General features: G+C 39.2%; 16 protein-coding genes. 10 read left to right on the forward strand and 6 right to left on the reverse strand.

The window, feature by feature from the left end:
* The 9 genes from ACNKXV_RS09495 to ACNKXV_RS09535 all read left to right on the forward strand — a co-directional run.
* Window positions 1–1,202: acyl-CoA dehydrogenase family protein (locus ACNKXV_RS09495; protein ID WP_417907489.1), on the forward strand; the 1,202-nt coding region annotated here is incomplete at its 5' end.
* A gap of 20 nt (window positions 1,203–1,222) precedes the next feature.
* The gene (locus tag ACNKXV_RS09500) at window positions 1,223–2,152 is read left to right on the forward strand and encodes a 2-hydroxyacid dehydrogenase (protein ID WP_417907490.1); all 930 of its coding nucleotides are present in this window, start codon (window positions 1,223–1,225) and stop codon (window positions 2,150–2,152) included.
* Between the two features lie 16 nt (window positions 2,153–2,168).
* Complete coding sequence (locus ACNKXV_RS09505) at window positions 2,169–2,615, forward strand: universal stress protein (protein ID WP_417907491.1); 447 nt, start codon at window positions 2,169–2,171, stop codon at window positions 2,613–2,615.
* Between the two features lie 75 nt (window positions 2,616–2,690).
* Window positions 2,691–3,611, forward strand: coding sequence for a threonine ammonia-lyase (locus ACNKXV_RS09510; protein WP_417907748.1), 921 nt, complete (start codon window positions 2,691–2,693; stop codon window positions 3,609–3,611).
* Between the two features lie 215 nt (window positions 3,612–3,826).
* A complete protein-coding gene (locus tag ACNKXV_RS09515; RefSeq protein WP_417907492.1) occupies window positions 3,827–5,632 on the forward strand; it encodes an SLC13 family permease in 1,806 nt (601 codons plus the stop codon).
* 2 nt (window positions 5,633–5,634) lie between these two features.
* Window positions 5,635–5,970 carry a DUF202 domain-containing protein gene (locus ACNKXV_RS09520; protein WP_417907493.1) on the forward strand — a complete coding sequence of 112 codons (336 nt, stop codon included), beginning with the start codon at window positions 5,635–5,637 and terminating at the stop codon, window positions 5,968–5,970.
* A 3-nt stretch (window positions 5,971–5,973) separates the two neighbouring features.
* Window positions 5,974–6,327, forward strand: a complete 354-nt coding sequence (locus ACNKXV_RS09525) for a DUF6122 family protein (RefSeq protein WP_417907494.1) — start codon at window positions 5,974–5,976, stop codon at window positions 6,325–6,327.
* Between the two features lie 204 nt (window positions 6,328–6,531).
* A complete protein-coding gene (locus ACNKXV_RS09530; RefSeq protein WP_417907495.1) occupies window positions 6,532–7,146 on the forward strand; it encodes a deoxynucleoside kinase in 615 nt (204 codons plus the stop codon).
* 13 nt (window positions 7,147–7,159) lie between these two features.
* Window positions 7,160–7,828 (forward strand): sterol desaturase family protein, encoded by a 669-nt coding sequence (locus ACNKXV_RS09535; RefSeq protein WP_417907496.1) that lies wholly within the window; start codon window positions 7,160–7,162, stop codon window positions 7,826–7,828.
* A gap of 58 nt (window positions 7,829–7,886) precedes the next feature.
* On the opposite strand, the gene ACNKXV_RS09540 is transcribed toward ACNKXV_RS09535, so the two are convergent.
* The 4 genes from ACNKXV_RS09540 to ACNKXV_RS09555 all read right to left on the reverse strand — a co-directional run bounded on the left by ACNKXV_RS09540 (window position 7,887) and on the right by ACNKXV_RS09555 (window position 12,457).
* The gene (locus ACNKXV_RS09540; RefSeq protein ID WP_417907497.1) at window positions 7,887–8,924 is read right to left on the reverse strand and encodes an App1 family protein; all 1,038 of its coding nucleotides are present in this window, start codon (window positions 8,922–8,924) and stop codon (window positions 7,887–7,889) included.
* 82 nt (window positions 8,925–9,006) lie between these two features.
* Window positions 9,007–11,427: a DNA ligase D gene (gene ligD, locus ACNKXV_RS09545; RefSeq protein WP_417907498.1), complete on the reverse strand. Its 2,421-nt coding sequence runs from the start codon at window positions 11,425–11,427 to the stop codon at window positions 9,007–9,009.
* Between the two features lie 3 nt (window positions 11,428–11,430).
* On the reverse strand, window positions 11,431–12,207 hold the full coding sequence (gene ku / locus ACNKXV_RS09550) for a non-homologous end joining protein Ku (RefSeq protein ID WP_417907499.1): 777 nt from the start codon (window positions 12,205–12,207) through the stop codon (window positions 11,431–11,433).
* Between the two features lies 1 nt (window position 12,208).
* Window positions 12,209–12,457: a DUF7218 family protein gene (locus ACNKXV_RS09555; protein ID WP_417907500.1), complete on the reverse strand. Its 249-nt coding sequence runs from the start codon at window positions 12,455–12,457 to the stop codon at window positions 12,209–12,211.
* Window positions 12,458–12,710: 253 nt separating this feature from the next.
* On the opposite strand from ACNKXV_RS09555, the gene ACNKXV_RS09560 reads away from it, so the two are divergent.
* The gene (locus ACNKXV_RS09560; protein ID WP_417907501.1) at window positions 12,711–13,178 is read left to right on the forward strand and encodes a hypothetical protein; all 468 of its coding nucleotides are present in this window, start codon (window positions 12,711–12,713) and stop codon (window positions 13,176–13,178) included.
* A gap of 40 nt (window positions 13,179–13,218) precedes the next feature.
* Here ACNKXV_RS09560 and ACNKXV_RS09565 read toward each other — a convergent pair whose 3' ends face one another.
* Both ACNKXV_RS09565 and ACNKXV_RS09570 read right to left on the reverse strand, forming a co-directional pair.
* Window positions 13,219–15,633 (reverse strand): sodium-translocating pyrophosphatase, encoded by a 2,415-nt coding sequence (locus ACNKXV_RS09565; RefSeq protein ID WP_417907502.1) that lies wholly within the window; start codon window positions 15,631–15,633, stop codon window positions 13,219–13,221.
* A gap of 132 nt (window positions 15,634–15,765) precedes the next feature.
* On the reverse strand, window positions 15,766–16,278 hold the full coding sequence (locus tag ACNKXV_RS09570) for an inorganic diphosphatase (RefSeq protein WP_417907503.1): 513 nt from the start codon (window positions 16,276–16,278) through the stop codon (window positions 15,766–15,768).
* Window positions 16,279–16,358 lie beyond the last annotated feature (80 nt).

Below are 16,358 nucleotides of genomic sequence, written 5' to 3' on the forward strand. Positions count from 1 at the left end.
CAAAACGGAAAAAGGGTCAACATGACCTCCCTCCCATCGACGGTGATTTTTATAATTTAGACCTTAAGCTAACTCCAAAGCAACGCGAAATCCAGTTAAAAGTCCGCAATTTCATGGAAGATGAAATTCGACCTCTGGTTAACGAATACTGGAAAAAAGACCAGTTCCCTTTTGAGGTCATTGAAAAATTCCGTGATCTTAATATTGTAGGAGTACCTTATGAAGGTTACGGCTGCCCTAATCTTCCATTTTTGATGGAAGGTATCATCGCTCAGGAAATAGCCCGGGTAGATGTTTCTATCTCTACTTTCTTTGGGGTGCATAGTGGTTTAGCTATGGGTTCCATTTATTTATGCGGAAGTGAGGAACAAAAACAGGAATGGCTTCCAAAAATGCAACAGATGGAGAAAATCGGTGCCTTTGGCCTTACCGAACCTAATGTAGGTTCTGGAGTAGCCGGCGGGATGGAAACCACCTGCAAATTTGATGGAGAGAACTGGGTTATTAACGGCCAGAAAAAATGGATAGGAAATGCCACTTTTGCCGATGTTACCATTATATGGGCACGCGATGAAGATTCAAACAGGGTTAAAGGATTTTTAGTTAGAAAAGAAAATCCCGGTTTTAAGACCGAGAAGATCAAAGATAAGATGGCACTAAGAATAGTGCAGAATGCCATAATCACTCTTACCGACTGTAAAGTCCCGGAAAGCGACAGGTTACAAAACGCAAATTCGTTTAAAGATACCGCCAATGTATTGCGCATGACCCGTGCAGGCGTTGCCTGGCAGGCCGTTGGCTGTGCGAGGGGAGCTTATGAAAGTGCCCTGAAATACACTAAAAAAAGGGAACAATTTGGCAGACCTATAGCCTCATTTCAGTTGATCCAGGATCATTTAGTGGAAATGCTTTCAAACTTAACTGCAATGCAAACTCTTTGTTTCAGGCTTTCTGAAATGCAGGACGAAAACATGCTTACAGATGAGCATGCCAGCCTGGCCAAGGTTTATTGCAGCATGAGAATGCGGGATGTGGTAAGCCGCGCCCGGGAGGTTTTAGGCGGTAATGGAATCTTGCTTGAATACGATGTAGCCCGCTTTGTGGCAGATGCTGAAGCGATCTACAGTTATGAAGGAACAAAAGAAATAAACTCACTAATCGTTGGCCGGGCCATTACCGGATACAGCGCTTTTGTGAATTAATAAATGAAAAAGAAAAATTTATGTCAGTACTAATTGTGTCTCCGGAAAGAGATCCGGAGAATTGGGTAAAAGCTTTAAGAAACAGACATCCCGGGATGAACATTTATGTTTATCCTGAACCTCATGATCAGGAAGAAGTAGAATTCGTAGTTTCCTGGAATCACCCCCGGGGATTATTTAAAAACTACCCGAATGTAAAAGTTATCGCCAGTATGGGTGCAGGAGTGGATCACATTTTGAGTGATGAAGCTCTCCCGGAAGGAGTAAAAGTCACCAAAGTGATCGACGACACACTTACTGAAGATATGGGAGACTTCGTACTGAGTCAGGTAATGAACCATATTAGAGGATTACATCATTATGTAAAAAGCCAGAAGAGAAAGGAATGGGATAAGTTTCAATACAAACGCCCGCAAGACACCAAAGTTGGAATTATGGGACTTGGAGTGCTTGGAAATGCCGTGGCAGAGAAACTCCATAAAAACTTTTTCAAAGTTTACGGATGGTCCAGAACCCGTAAGGATTCAGACAATATCACTAATTATCATGGCAAAGATCAGTTAGAAGAATTTTTAAGTAACTCAGAAATCCTGGTTTGTTTATTACCTTTAACTGAGGATACTGAAAATATCCTGAATGCCGATTTATTCGACATGCTTCCTGAAGGAGCCTATGTTATTAATGTCGCCAGAGGCCAGCATCTTGTGGAACATGACCTTATGGAAATGATCGATAACGGCCATTTATCTGGTGCTTCTTTAGATGTGTTCAGGGAAGAACCATTACCAGATGAGCATCCTTTCTGGGAACATGATAAAATTAATATTACCCCTCATATCGCCAGTGTAACCAAACCCGAATCTGTAGTTCCGCAAATTGCCGAGAACTATGACCGGATGATGGAAAATGAACCTTTGCTTAATGTTGTGGAAAAAGACAAGGGTTATTGATTTAAAATAAAACGGGATGGATACATTTAAAAACATCATGGTAGCTGTAGATTTTAATGACAGCATAGGAGAGTTAATGTTATTTGCAGACAGTCTGGCGCAAAAATTCGAATCTAAGGTTTGGGTATTGCATGTAGCCGATCCTGAACCGGATTTCGTTGGCTATGAGCCTGGACCACAATATATACGGGATATTAAAGCCGAAGAATACCGGGAAGAGCACAGAAATTTACAGGAAATTTGCAAGAATTTCATAAGCAAGGAAATTCACGCAGAAGCATTGCTTATCCAAGGCTCTACTGTAGAAACCGTTTTGGAAGAAGCTCAGAAATTACATATCGATTTGCTAATTGTGGGAACTCATAAACACAGTTTTCTGCATAATCTACTCAACGAGAATGTTTCCATGGAACTGCTGAAAAAAGCAGATATCCCCATGCTTACCGTCCCTATAGAAGATTAAAATAAATTCCCCGTTCTCCCGGGGAATTTTTATTTTAGATCAAAATATTCAGATTTGCAGATAACCAAAGTTTACATGGAGGAGCTTTTAGACCAGATCTCCCCTTTTATTCATCGCACGCCAATTTTAAGTTCCGGTCTTATTAATAAGATGGCTGGTTGTGAAATTCATTTTAAATGTGAGAATTTTCAAAAAATGGGTGCATTTAAAATGCGTGGTGCCCTTAGTGCAATTAAGAATCTGAATGAAAGCGAAAGGAAAAAAGGGGTGGTTACTCATTCCTCCGGTAATTTCGCTCAGGCACTGTCTTTAGCAGCAAAATCCCTTAACGTTCCAGCCTATATAGTTATGCCAGATACCGCTCCGGAGGTAAAAAAAGCAGCAGTTAGGTCGTATGGCGGAATTATCACTGAATGCCCTTCCACTTTAAAAGACAGAGAATATCAAGCTGAGAAGATAGTTAAGGAAAAAGGAGCAAACCTTATCCATCCTTCTAATGATCTGGATGTTATTCTGGGTCAGGGAACAGCGGCGATGGAATTATTACAGGATCTCCCAGATCTTGACCATGTGGTCTGCCCCGTGGGAGGCGGCGGTCTCATTGCCGGATCTTCGCTTGCTGTAAAATTTTTCGGAAATCAGTGCACCTGTATAGGCGGTGAACCATTACAGGCAGATGATGCCTGGAAATCCTTACAGTCAGGTAAAATTGAAAATAACGAGACGGCAAATACCATCGCTGATGGTTTGAAAACACAATTGGGAGATATCAATTTTCCCATAATTCAGGAAAATGTATCTGAAATAATCAGGGTAACCGAATCTGAGATCATAACTTCCATGAAACTAATCTGGGAACGCATGAAAATTATTGTGGAACCATCCAGTGCGGTTGCTCTAGCCGCAGTTCTGAAAAAACCTGAAAACTTCAAAAATAAAAAAGTTGGAATTATAATTTCAGGAGGAAATGTAGACCTTTCCAATTTACCATTTTGAGGTAAAATTTATTCCTGATCGATTAATATTTAAATAGACTACCATCGTCTTTCCATTTTTAAAAATACCCTTTCCCAGTCATGGGTTAGGGCTTGAATTTCCATCTCTCAAACTTCTACCCACTTTCCCAAGGGAAATCAATTCTAAAACATATACAAAAGAAATGCTATATTTAAGAAGGTCAATACATTAACTAACCCGAAACAAGATTCCCTATGGAATTGTATTTAACTGTTGCCATCATAGTAATAGGGATCATCCTTTTTGTTCGGGATTATTTTTCCATTGACACTACCTCCATTATTATAATGGCCCTGTTTATTGTTTCAGGAGTTTTAAGTCCGGAAGAAGGTTTTTCAGGGTTTAATCACCCGGCTACTATTACCCTGGGATGTATGTTTGTAGTTAGTGCTGCTGTTTTTAAATCTGGAGTAATTGATGGTTTAAGCGCTAAACTTATAAAAATTGCCAGGATCAATTACTTTTTCGCACTGGTCTCTTTATGTACCACGGCAGCTGTATTATCTGCATTTATCAATGATTCGGCAGTTGTTGCGATCCTTATCCCTGTTGCACTTTTAGTTTGCCGGGAAGCGAATATAAGTCCGTCCCGATTATTGATTCCCATATCTTTTTCGGCATTATTTGGAGGAACCTGCACCCTGATAGGAACTTCTACTAATATCCTTGTAAGCAGTTATGCTGAAAAACTTGGATCTGAACCCTTCGGGATGTTCGAGTTCACCATGGCAGCTCTTTGCTTACTTGCTATTGGCCTTACCTACATTTTTCTGCTGGGTCCCATTCTTTTACCCAAAAGAGAGCAAACCGAAGAGTTCGGTTTAAAAAAACAGGCAGAGAAATACATGGCGGAGATCGAGCTGCATACCAACAGCCCGGATGCCGATGTCACTATAGCCGAATCTAAACTGGTAAACGATTTTAAAGTTCAGATTCTTCGAATTAAAAGAAAACACTATCGCGTTTATGAAATTAACGGAGAAACGGTGCTTAGAGAACACGACCGCATCAGGATCCTTGTGGATCCCGTAAGTCTCTCGAAATTGAAGGTACGCAAAGGAATTTCGGTTAGAGGAGATAAGGAAACCATTCAGGAAAGTGTTGATGAAGAAGGAAAAACCAGCAAGACCGGCGATCTTGGGGAGCATAAAAAAATATATGAAGTCATGATCCCCTACGGTTCTGAGCTGGCGGGAAAATCTATCGAGCAACTTAACTTTAGAAGCACCTACTACGCTTCAGTACTTGCAATACGACATAGAAAAGAAACAATTACTGAAGATGTTTCAAAAGTGGTCCTTCGGGAAGGCGATATGATGTTATTATTCGCATCAGTAAAAGCGATCTCATTACTTACTTCAGAAAAACTAATAGTAACTCTTTCTGAATACCAGGGCCGGAGAGTAGATTACAAGAAGGCCATTCCGGCAATTTTGATCGTGGTTGGAGTGGTAATGGCTGCAGCTTTTAATATTACCTCTATTTTAATAAGTTCCATGGTGGGAAGTTTGCTGCTGGTCACCCTAACTATTTTAAAACCACAGGAGGCATATGAAGCGATTCAATGGAAAGTGATTTTCATGATCGCGGGTGTTCTTTCTATGGGAAAAGCGCTGGAAAAAACAGGAGGATCGGATATTATTTCTCAATATATCTACGAAACACTGGGTGATATGGATCCGCGCTGGACGCTAAGTTTTATTTTCCTCTTCACCTTTTTATCCACCAATGTGTTATCCAGCAAGGCTGCGGCTGCGCTAATGACGCCCATTGTTATAAGTCTTGCCAGTGCCATGCAAATAAGTGAAAAACCTTTTTTAATAGGGGTGATGTTCGCCTGTTCCCTAACTTTTATGACTCCGGTAAGTTATCCCGTAAATACAATGGTATATGCCCCGGGAAATTATAGGTTCAGAGATTTTTTAAAGTTCGGAACTCCGCTTAACTTTATCATCTGGATCGCAGCATCCTTTTTAATCCCTAAATTTTTTCCATTCTAACTATGAGAAGAGTAAAACTTCATAACCCTTTTAAGACAAGAATCATTGATGAAAAGCTCTTAAGGGAACACCTCGCGCTGGAAAGAACCAAACTGGCAAATGAAAGAACTTTGCTCTCTTATATACGGGCATCGTTATATCTACTAATAAGCGGTCTGGCAATTTTGCAAATAAAGGAATATCAAGGAATAAGTCTTATGTATGTTGGTTACCTTTCGTTGTTTATTTGCGTAATGTTTCTCATAGTAGGTATTTCGAGATATGTTGCCCTGGAAAGAAAGCTCAACAAACTATTACGGGATGATGAGTCAAACTCTCATAATAAAGGAGAGAAATAGCGAATGGAACAGTCTATAGTTCATTATTCATTACATTTTTTGGTAATTGGCGGAATCGCCTACCTCTACGACAAGAAAAACTGGTTAAAATACTGGCTCATCCTTGCCGCTACCATGTTAGTTGATCTGGATCATCTGCTCGCCACGCCAATTTTCGATCCCGATCGCTGCGGAATTGGATTTCATCCGCTTCACTCTGAACTGGCAATTACTGCTTATATTCTTGGAATGATTTTCTTCAAACACAAAATTCTACGATTAATTGCCATCGGGTTGTTCTTCCATATGTTTACAGATTTTGTGGATTGCATCTGGACCTATGCCAAATGTGCTACCTGCATGCAGGGCATTTTTTAAATTAACATCTTTTTAGATTCAGTAAAAAGTCGCCGAATAGCAGAAAATGAGGGCTTCAAAATCTTTTAAGAACTGAAGAGAATTCAATTCTTTAATGGGAAATGCAGTGGTTGAAAAAAATATTAGTACTCCTGCCGACTAAAGGATCTTTTTAGCGCATTTATTTTATATTTACAATCCTTAATTCAGCCTAAGAAATCAATTATGCATGTAGCCATAGCAGGAAACATTGGTGCAGGAAAAACAACCCTTACCAGATTACTCGCTAAACATTATAACTGGGAGCCCCAGTTTGAAGACGTTCTTGAAAACCCCTATCTGGAGGATTTCTATAATAAAATGGAACGCTGGTCGTTCAATTTACAGATTTACTTTCTTAACAGCAGGTTTCGACAAATTCTGCAAATAAGAGAAAGTGGTCGCAAGATCATTCAGGACAGGACAATTTATGAGGATGCGTATATATTCGCGCCCAACCTGCACGCAATGGGTCTTATGACCAACAGGGATTTTGAAAATTATAAATCTTTGTTTGACTTAATGGAAAGTGTAGTTCAGGGACCAGATCTTTTGATCTATTTACGCAGTAGTATTCCCAACCTGGTAAAACAGATTCACAGCCGAGGGAGAGACTATGAAAATTCTATCTCGATAGATTATCTAAGTAGGCTGAATGAAAGATACGAAGCCTGGGTTCATGATTACACTAAAGGGAATTTACTTATAATTGATGTAGATAATATCGATTTTGTAAATAATCCCGAAGATCTTGGAGGTATTATTAACCGTATAGATGGAGAATTACACGGACTTTTTTAAATGAGAATGAATTATGGAATCTACTAAGCTAAAAAGACCTAAACATAAGGGATCGCCAAAGTTATTTGACAACCCTTTTCTGGAAAAATTGACCCACACGCATATTTCCATTCCTCTGATTATTTTTGGAGTAATTGCAGCGGCGCTGGTATATTATGGAATTATTGAAAAAGGTTTTGAGGTTCCTTCCATGATCCTGCTTTTTATTGCGGGCCTAATGTTCTTTACATTTATCGAGTACGTAATGCACAGATATTTATATCATATCCCTGCAACTACTCCTCGAAAACAAAAATTAAGTTACACCATGCACGGGGTGCATCATGATTATCCAAAAGATAAATCACGACTGGCCATGCCACCGGTACTTAGTCTTGTAATAGCTACAGTTCTTTTCATTATTTACAGGGCTGTACTTGGAGATTATGTATTTGGCTTTTTAGCCGGATTCCTAATAGGATATGCGGGTTATCTTGCAGTACACTATTCGGTTCACGCTTTTAAGGTGCCAAATAACTTTTTAAAGGTGCTATGGCACCACCACAGTATTCATCATTACAGAGAACCGGACAGGGCTTTTGGAGTTTCCTCTCCATTCTGGGATCATGTTTTTAGAACCATGCCAAGAAAATCTCCTGTACAGGAACGAGCGGCGGTTGGAACCAGTATAGATCCAAGCTAAAAAACAGCAGTTATAAAATTAAAAATCCCGGTTAACCGGGATTTTTTTATTTCAGGAATCATATAATAAATCCGCTTTCACGGGCGTGTTCCACAGCTTCATCTGAATCTCCAACCATCAACACGGGAACAGTATCAAATTCGTCTATTAAACTCTGAACCCTCCTCATTTGTTTTTTATGCTTTACGCTTCTTAAGTAAATAGCCAGGATCCTGTCTGAAAACTGCGCGGCGATCTCTGTATAAATACTCGCATCATGTTCTCCACTATCTCCTATAAGGATAAATTTAAGATCGGGATAGGTCTTCAGGATATTGATTATTTCCTTCTGTTTATGAGGTTTTTCAGGCTTTACCGTACTTTCAAAAGGAGTTCTGAGATCCCGAAGTAAGATCGGCCCCTTGGGAAACTCATTATAATCCAGAAACAGGGTCAAATATTCGTACATGTTCCACGGACTATTGCTTAAATAGAACATTGGGTTCTTGTTCTTTCCGCTATTTCCAAGGTGCAGTTTTTTATAAAAATCCGGTGCATCCTTTAAAGGAATGCGCTTATAAGCATTGGTAAGCAAGCTGTTTTTAAGCAACCTCCATTTTAAGAAAGAGGTAACTCCGGTATGCATAATGGTATCATCAATGTCGCTAATCACCCCAAATTCGGCATCTACCTGTGGAACCAGAAATTCTCCTCGCGCCGGGTTATTGAGCATTTTAGTGCGTGGTTTCACTTTATTCCGGAAATAAACCTCAAACTCTACCCAACCTTCATCTGAAGCATGTTCAGACAAATTCTCATTCAGAGTCTTTTCAAAAAGAAAATATCCCTCATCATTGGTAATTGTTCTTAGATTGATCTTGTCCGGAACAATCAGTTCCATCTCGGCATCAGGAATTTCAAAACTATCAAATTGTTTGTAGGTATTTTTAATGGTCCTGTAAACCGACTGATCCTTGACGATCTTAAGAGGTTCATTATCCAGTGCCCGGCCTTTGACATAAAGGTGAGAATAGGTTCCATAACTGCGGTAAGGCACCACATAAACCTGATCCAGATTACGATATCTTCCTATTAATTTTTTAAATCGTTTTATCATTCAACTGAGGTTTGACCTCAAGTTAGGGCATATTCTCAAAAGCCCTGTAAATAGGACAAAGTTTTATAAATTTTTTAATATTTTAAAGCTTTTCGAGGCGTTCGAGAGCCTTCTGGATATCAATTTTTTCGGTCAAAACTTCCGAGAAAAGGTCACCTTTTTTCTTTATTCTTTCAGACATATTCTGAATATTAAAATTGGTTATCCTTAAGCCTTTTTTTAATTCCTCCCACTCCAGCGGAGCTGAAACAGGTGCTCCTTTTTTAGGCCGAACGCAATATGCTGAAGCAAGAGTTTGACCTTTCCTGTTTTGAAGATAATCCAGGTAAATTTTACCCTTTCTGCTTTTTACAGCCCTTTCCATACTGGTAAGCCCAGCTGTTCTTTCATGAATATAATAACATAACAACTTGGTGAAATCCCGGGCTTCTTCATGCGTATACTGTGCCCCAAGAGGAATATAAATATGAAGCCCGCTGGATCCTGAAGTCTTCAAATATGCTGAAATCTTAGTTTCATCCAGTATCTCTCTGGCGATCTGAGCTACTTCAATTACCTCCTCAAAAGTGTTTTTATCTGATGGGTCCAGATCAATTACACAATAATCGGGTTTATCCAGATCGGTTATCCTCGCATTCCACGGATTTATTTCTATACAACCAAGATTCGCCATATAAATTAAGGTTGGCTCATCCTGACATAGCAGATATTCAATCTTCTTATCCCCGGATTTTGAGTAAATGCGGGTAGTTTCTATCCATTTTTCCAAAAGACCTTCATTGTCCTTTTGATAAAATCCTTGTTTATGAATTCCGTTGGGGTGTCTATGCAAATTTTGTGGGCGGTCTTTTAAATAAGGCAGGATCACCTCAGAAACCTGAATATAATAATCGATAAGATCATATTTTCTCAATCCTGAATCTGGCCAGTATATTTTGTCCAGGTTAGTAACTTTCACCTGTCGGCCACCAATTTCAAGGTTGTTTGAGGAATCTTTATTTTGGGAGACCTGTTTAGTGGGTTTAGTTTGTGTAACATTCACCTCTACCGGCATCTTATCTGTTCGAAGATGTTTAAATACAGGATGTCGCAACTTGCCGGCTTTTGTCCATTCTGAAAATTTGACTTCACAAATAAATTCCGGAATTAACCAGTTGGCTGTTCTTCCCTTTAAATTGGGTTTTTTTTCAAAAGGAATCTCCTCCGTTTTAAGAGGTTGCATTAGTTTGAGAAGCTCCTTTTGGGTAGCTGACGAGAAACCTGTACCGCAATTACCTACATAAACCAATTCTCCCTCCTTCATCATTCCCAAAATGAGTGATCCAAAAACTGAACCTTCAGAGTTGGTATACCCACAAATTATAGCCTCCACACTATTATGAGGTTTGATTTTTAACCAGTTCTCAGTCCTGTAACCCGGAGAATATGTTGAATCAGCTTTCTTGGCCATTACGCCTTCCATTCCGGCTGCTACAGCTTTTTGATAAAACGCGGTCCCCATCCCTTCTATATGATCGCAATATGTGGCAACCTGAGTCCCTTCCAGAACCTCCTCGATCAAACTTTTGCGTTCCAGTAGCTTTAGGTCCAACATTTCATGCCCGTTCAAATAAAGCATGTCAAACACATAATATCTTAAAGTTCCTTTAGTGGCAGCACTATAATTCTGAAGTTTTTGGAAGTCGGGAACCCCATCCTCGTTCAGGATAACGACTTCTCCATCAAGTATCGCTTCATGTTCAATATTTTCAAGGTCTTTAACCAGTTCAGGGAATTTATTATTGTAGGAGATCCCATTTCTGGAATGAATGTTTACTTCTCCATTTTCTACATGAGCGATTATGCGATATCCGTCCCATTTCAACTCATAGATCCAATCCGGCTTATTAAAAATTTTACCGGCAGATGTTGCCAGCATTGGCTTGACAATATCCTTGAAATTAAGCTCCCTAAGCTTCCCTGTTTTCTCTGTACTTTCTGCATTTAAAGGCGATAAGTCTTCCGCATCATAATTGAGGTCGGTTGAAAATTTATCTTTTTTCTTTATTAGCAACCACTGGTTTTGCTGGTCTCCTCTTTTAGTTCGTACCAGGGCAAACTCCCCCCTGATCTTTTTTCCATGAAAATTGAGCTTAAGATTCCCGGCATTTAATTGTTCAAGGAGATCCTTTCCTATGGCAGATTCAAAATAGCCTTCATCCCAGATATGCATCACCCCCGCACCATAATTCCCTTTAGGGATTGTCCCCTGGAAGCTTAAATATTTTATAGGATGATCCTCGGTTTGTATTGCCAGCCGTTTATGTGAAGGATTCATGGAAGGACCTTTGGGAACTGCCCAGCTTTTTAGAACTCCTTCAAGTTCCAGCCGCAAATCGTAATGCAGTCTGGACGCCTGATGTCGTTGAATAACAAAACGTTGTTTATTTTCGGCTGAAAATTCCCCTTCAGGCTCCGGAGTATCATTAAAATTCCTTTTTTTGATGTAATCGTCAAGACCCATGCTTTAAGAGGCTTTTCCCTTCTTCTTTTTATCAAGACTGGCTTTTAGCTGAGCCATCAAATCTTTTGCAGGAGTTGGTTTACTATCAAAATCTTCGCTTTTAACTTTCTTCCCGGTAGCTTTTGAATCGATGATCTTTAATAATTGATCATTATAAACATCCTTGTATTTACTGAAGTCAAATTTGGACGTGTATTGCTCGATTAAAGAAACTGCCATATCCACTTCATTCTTTTTGACCGTGGCCTTGGACATCTTTAACTCTGAAGGATCTCTGATTTCATCTGTAAATCGAATTACATGTAACACGAGAATCTTTTTATAAACTCCAATTAACGAAAGATGTTCTTTTTGTCTCATCACAAAAGTCGCCACTCCCAGTTTCCCGGTTTTTTTTAAGGCATCGCGTAAGAGATTGTAAGATTTACCACCTTCCTTTTGGGGTTCCAGGAAATAAGGTTTTTTGAAAAGAACATCTGCAACCTCTGTCTCATCAATAAATTCTTCAATATCGATGGTTTTACTCTTTTTGATATTGGCTTTTTCAAAATCTTCTTTTTCCAGGATCACATATCCATCCTCTTTTTTATAGCCCTTAACGATATCCTTCCACTCTACTTCTTTCCCGGTGTCTTCATTCACACGTTTATATCTAATGCGGGCATTATCATGCTTGTCCAGCATATCGAGGTCGAGCTTGCGATCCTCGGAACCTGAATATAGCTTAACGGGGATGGAGACCAACCCAAAACTTATGGAACCATTCCAGATAGATCTCATATTAGTGGTTTCTCAGGGCTTTAATTAATTCATCTTTACTCATATCACTCCGGCCTTCTATGCCTACTTTCTTTGCCTGTTCATAAAGTTCTTCTTTACTCCGGTCTTCATATTGCTCTGCCTTTCCACCCTTTTCCCCGGAATTTGGAGTATTGGCAATTCTGGCAGCTTTTTCCTTACTCATTCCTTCGTCGCGAAGCTTTTCATATTTCTCATCATTCTTCACTGAAGGTCTTTTGTCTTCTGGCATAATTATAAATTTTGATGTTTACTTAAAGCTACGAATAATGCAATAATGCCTGAAGTTTTAAAATACTGATTAACCATAGTTTAACTCATTTTTACAAGGATTTTAATGAAGTTCCCTTTTTCTAAAATAAATAATAAAAAGAAGTTAATTAAGTTAATTAACGGTGAGGGTTATACCTTGAAAATTACTTTTACAGAAACTAGATTTTATCCATTTTTTTAATAAACCTTAAAGAGTCAAGGGAGGGAGAGTTATGAATTTGATTGACAAGAAAAGAACAATTAAAGAACTAGAAAAAATTAGAGTTAGAAACAAGAAAAGTGCATTCCTTTTCGAAATTGCGATGAGGAATGAAAAAAGGTTAGTCCTTAGAAATCTGTATCGGAGCCTTTACGAACAGAAAATCAAATTCCTAAAGGAAATAGAAGAGAAAATTGAACAGGTGAAACGGGAGATCTCTCCGCTACAGGATCCAAAATTACTTTCATTTTATAAGCGTAAAAGATGCAAATTATCCAGCCTTTACCTTAAATATAAAATGAAACGCAGGTTTACAGATCTCTATAAGAGAGAATTGAAAAGTTATTACAAATACCAGAAATGCCTTTCAAAAACAAATCATGCCAGGGTTAGAGAAATTCTTTTAGCACATAAACACAAGATCTCCACTAATCTTTCTGAAATGAATAAAACCGGGTTGATGAAATTTCCGGTTACTTAAAAAAAAATCTCCGTTGGTTGAACGGAGATTTTTTTATTAGCTATTGCAAGTCTTCTATCTTCTGTTGGACTTCCTCTTCAGTCCCTTCAAAATTATAGGTTTTAACAACTTCTTCGCCGTTGGTATTGCGAGTAATTGTCACCTTAGCGGTCACCGCATCTCCTTCAGCAAACTTTTCGATTTTTACATCTTTTATTACCTCTTGCTGGTTATTTATAGGACTACTATTAATAACCTGATCCTGATTAGGTACATCGTCTACGGTATGCCCACCCAGTATAGGTGCGATTACCAAACCAATCAAACAGGTAAGCTTTATAAGAATGTTCATAGACGGCCCTGAAGTATCTTTAAAAGGATCACCAACCGTATCACCTGTAACTGCTGCTTTATGAGCATCAGATCCCTTATACGTCATTTCTCCATTGATCATCACCCCGGCTTCAAAAGATTTCTTTGCGTTATCCCAGGCACCTCCTGCATTATTTTGGAAAATTGCCCATAATACACCGCTAACCGTTACTCCTGCCATATAACCTCCCAGCATTTCGGCAATCAACAAATTATCATATCCAAATAGCATAGGAAGGAAGGCGATTACAATTGGAAAACCAATGGTGATCACTCCGGGTAATAACATTTCTTTTAAGGCGGCTTCGGTAGAAATAGCCACACATTTATCATATTCAGGTTTTCCCGTTCCTTCCATGATTCCCGGAATCTCCTTGAATTGTCTTCTCACTTCTCTAACCATTTGCATGGCTGCTTTCCCAACCGAGCTCATCGCTAAGGCTGAAAAAACCACAGGCACCATTCCACCAACAAATAACATTGCCAAAACTGGAGCTTTAAAGATATTGATCCCATCAATCCCGGTAAAGGTGACATATGCTGCAAATAGAGCTAAAGAGGTCAAAGCAGCCGATGCAATTGCAAAACCTTTTCCGGTTGCTGCAGTTGTGTTCCCTACAGAATCCAGGATGTCTGTTCTTTCACGAACTTCAGAAGGTAATTCACTCATTTCAGCGATACCTCCGGCATTATCGGCAATTGGTCCAAAAGCATCTATGGCAAGCTGCATGGCCGTAGTTGCCATCATAGCTGAAGCCGCAAGAGCAACCCCATAGAAACCTGCGAATGCATAAGAGGCCCAGATAGCAGCAGCGAATAATAATATAGATGCGAAAGTAGAGATCATTCCGGTAGATAATCCCGCAATGATATTGGTAGCTGCTCCTGTACTTGAATTCTGGACAATACTCATCACCGGTTTTTTACCTAACCCGGTATAATGTTCTGTCACTGCAGAGATGACACCACCTACAATAAGTCCAACCAAAGTCGCATAAAATACGCGCATTGAACTTATGGAAGTCATTTCAAAACCTTCAGCTCCCCCCACAAAGAATCCCATGGTCATGGAATCTGCAGGTAACATCCAGTTTACAAGAAAATAACAAGATACCGCAACTAATAAGATCGATACCCAGTTTCCAATATTAAGTGCTCTTTGTACCTCAGCTTCTTTGGCTGAATTGGAAGATATTTTTACAAGCAAGGTTCCAATAATAGATATAATGATCCCTACACCTGCAATTGCCATAGGTAAAAGAATAGGCCCAATTCCACCAAAGCCTTCGTTGGTGATATCACCGCCCATATCTTCTATGATATAGTTTCCAAGAACCATTGCCGCAAGCACCGTTGCAACATAACTTCCAAAAAGATCGGCTCCCATCCCGGCAACATCTCCCACATTGTCCCCAACGTTATCTGCGATGGTGGCTGGGTTACGCGGATCATCTTCCGGAATACCGGCTTCCACTTTCCCTACCAGGTCGGCTCCAACATCGGCAGCTTTGGTATATATTCCTCCACCTACACGGGCAAAAAGAGCAATAGATTCCGCTCCTAATGAAAATCCCGCCAGGGTTTCCAATACTATGGTCATTTGACCTGTATTGGTCCATTCTCCATTCATAAAATAATGGAAGAAAAAGATAAAGAATCCGGTAAGCCCCAAAACGGCAAGCCCGGCTACGCCGAGTCCCATAACTGTACCACCTCCAAAAGAAATATTCAGGGCTTTAGGCAAACTTGTTCTTGCTGCCTGAGTTGTTCTAACATTGGTTTGTGTAGCGATCTTCATCCCGATATTTCCAGCAAAAGCTGAGAAAATAGCCCCAAAAATAAAGGCTACGATAATCAGGTAATGAGTGGTTGGAACAAAGTATGCAATGGCTGCAAGCGACATACTTGCTCCAATCACGAAAATGGTCAATAATTTATATTCTGCTTTGAGAAAGGCAAGAGCGCCTTCGTAGATGTGAGCTGAAATTTCTTTCATTTTTCCGTCTCCGGAGTCCTGTTTCAACACCCAGGATCTTTTGACCCACATATAAATGAGTCCGATAATTGCCAGCACTGCAGGCATATAAATTATTGTTGCTTCCATATTTAGCTTGGTTAAGTTTGTTAATAAAATATTAATGCCAGCTAATGTAGTAAAACAACATAAATTAAAAAAGCAATAACTTTTTAGGGTTATTGCTTTAAATATGATAATATAATAAGGAGTTTTTTGAGATTATATCCCGAATCTCGACTTATCTCCTTCATAATTCTCAAAACGCTCGATACATTGTCTAATGATCTCTCTTGCTTCACTTGCATCTCCAAAATCACCAGTATCTACTTTTTTCTTCTCAAGATCCTTATAAACTTTAAAGAAATGTTCGATCTCTTTGATCATATGTCCATTAAGCTCCTTAAGATCTGTTAATCTATTCCAGATAGGATCTGAAACCGGTACACAGATGATCTTTTCATCAGGTCCTTTTTCATCAGCCATATGGAAAACTCCAATAGGTCTAACTTCCATTACGATTCCCGGGAATGTAGGCTCTGTTACCAATACCAAAACATCCAGTGGATCTTCATCCAAAGCAAGAGTATTAGGAATAAAACCGTAATCTGCAGGATACATCATCGAAGAGAAGATCATTCGGTCATAACGAACCTTCTTCAGTTTAAAATCATATTCGTATTTGTTTCTACTCCCTTTTGGGATTTCGATCAATACATCAAAAGTATCAGACATTTTAATTTATTTTACTTCATTAATTAAGGGCTGCAAATATAGTTAATTCTGATCTTTAAAACATTAACTAAAAGTGAAAT

Origin of the sequence: Christiangramia aquimixticola (assembly GCF_048285835.1) — a bacterium.
In the GTDB taxonomy this organism is placed as follows: Bacteria; Bacteroidota; Bacteroidia; order Flavobacteriales; family Flavobacteriaceae; genus Christiangramia; species Christiangramia aquimixticola.

Coding starts and splice junctions, on each gene's coding strand:
- ACNKXV_RS09515 (WP_417907492.1), top strand. CDS start 3,827: ATGGAATTGTATTTAACTGTTGCCATCATAGTAATAGGGATCATCCTT.
- ACNKXV_RS09530 (WP_417907495.1), top strand. CDS start 6,532: ATGCATGTAGCCATAGCAGGAAACATTGGTGCAGGAAAAACAACCCTT.
- ACNKXV_RS09535 (WP_417907496.1), top strand. CDS start 7,160: ATGGAATCTACTAAGCTAAAAAGACCTAAACATAAGGGATCGCCAAAG.
- ACNKXV_RS09555 (WP_417907500.1), bottom strand. CDS start 12,457: ATGCCAGAAGACAAAAGACCTTCAGTGAAGAATGATGAGAAATATGAA.
- ACNKXV_RS09560 (WP_417907501.1), top strand. CDS start 12,711: ATGAATTTGATTGACAAGAAAAGAACAATTAAAGAACTAGAAAAAATT.
- ACNKXV_RS09510 (WP_417907748.1), top strand. CDS start 2,691: ATGGAGGAGCTTTTAGACCAGATCTCCCCTTTTATTCATCGCACGCCA.
- ku (WP_417907499.1), bottom strand. CDS start 12,207: ATGAGATCTATCTGGAATGGTTCCATAAGTTTTGGGTTGGTCTCCATC.
- ACNKXV_RS09505 (WP_417907491.1), top strand. CDS start 2,169: ATGGATACATTTAAAAACATCATGGTAGCTGTAGATTTTAATGACAGC.
- ACNKXV_RS09565 (WP_417907502.1), bottom strand. CDS start 15,633: ATGGAAGCAACAATAATTTATATGCCTGCAGTGCTGGCAATTATCGGA.
- ACNKXV_RS09520 (WP_417907493.1), top strand. CDS start 5,635: ATGAGAAGAGTAAAACTTCATAACCCTTTTAAGACAAGAATCATTGAT.
- ACNKXV_RS09570 (WP_417907503.1), bottom strand. CDS start 16,278: ATGTCTGATACTTTTGATGTATTGATCGAAATCCCAAAAGGGAGTAGA.
- ACNKXV_RS09540 (WP_417907497.1), bottom strand. CDS start 8,924: ATGATAAAACGATTTAAAAAATTAATAGGAAGATATCGTAATCTGGAT.
- ACNKXV_RS09500 (WP_417907490.1), top strand. CDS start 1,223: ATGTCAGTACTAATTGTGTCTCCGGAAAGAGATCCGGAGAATTGGGTA.
- ACNKXV_RS09525 (WP_417907494.1), top strand. CDS start 5,974: ATGGAACAGTCTATAGTTCATTATTCATTACATTTTTTGGTAATTGGC.
- ligD (WP_417907498.1), bottom strand. CDS start 11,427: ATGGGTCTTGACGATTACATCAAAAAAAGGAATTTTAATGATACTCCG.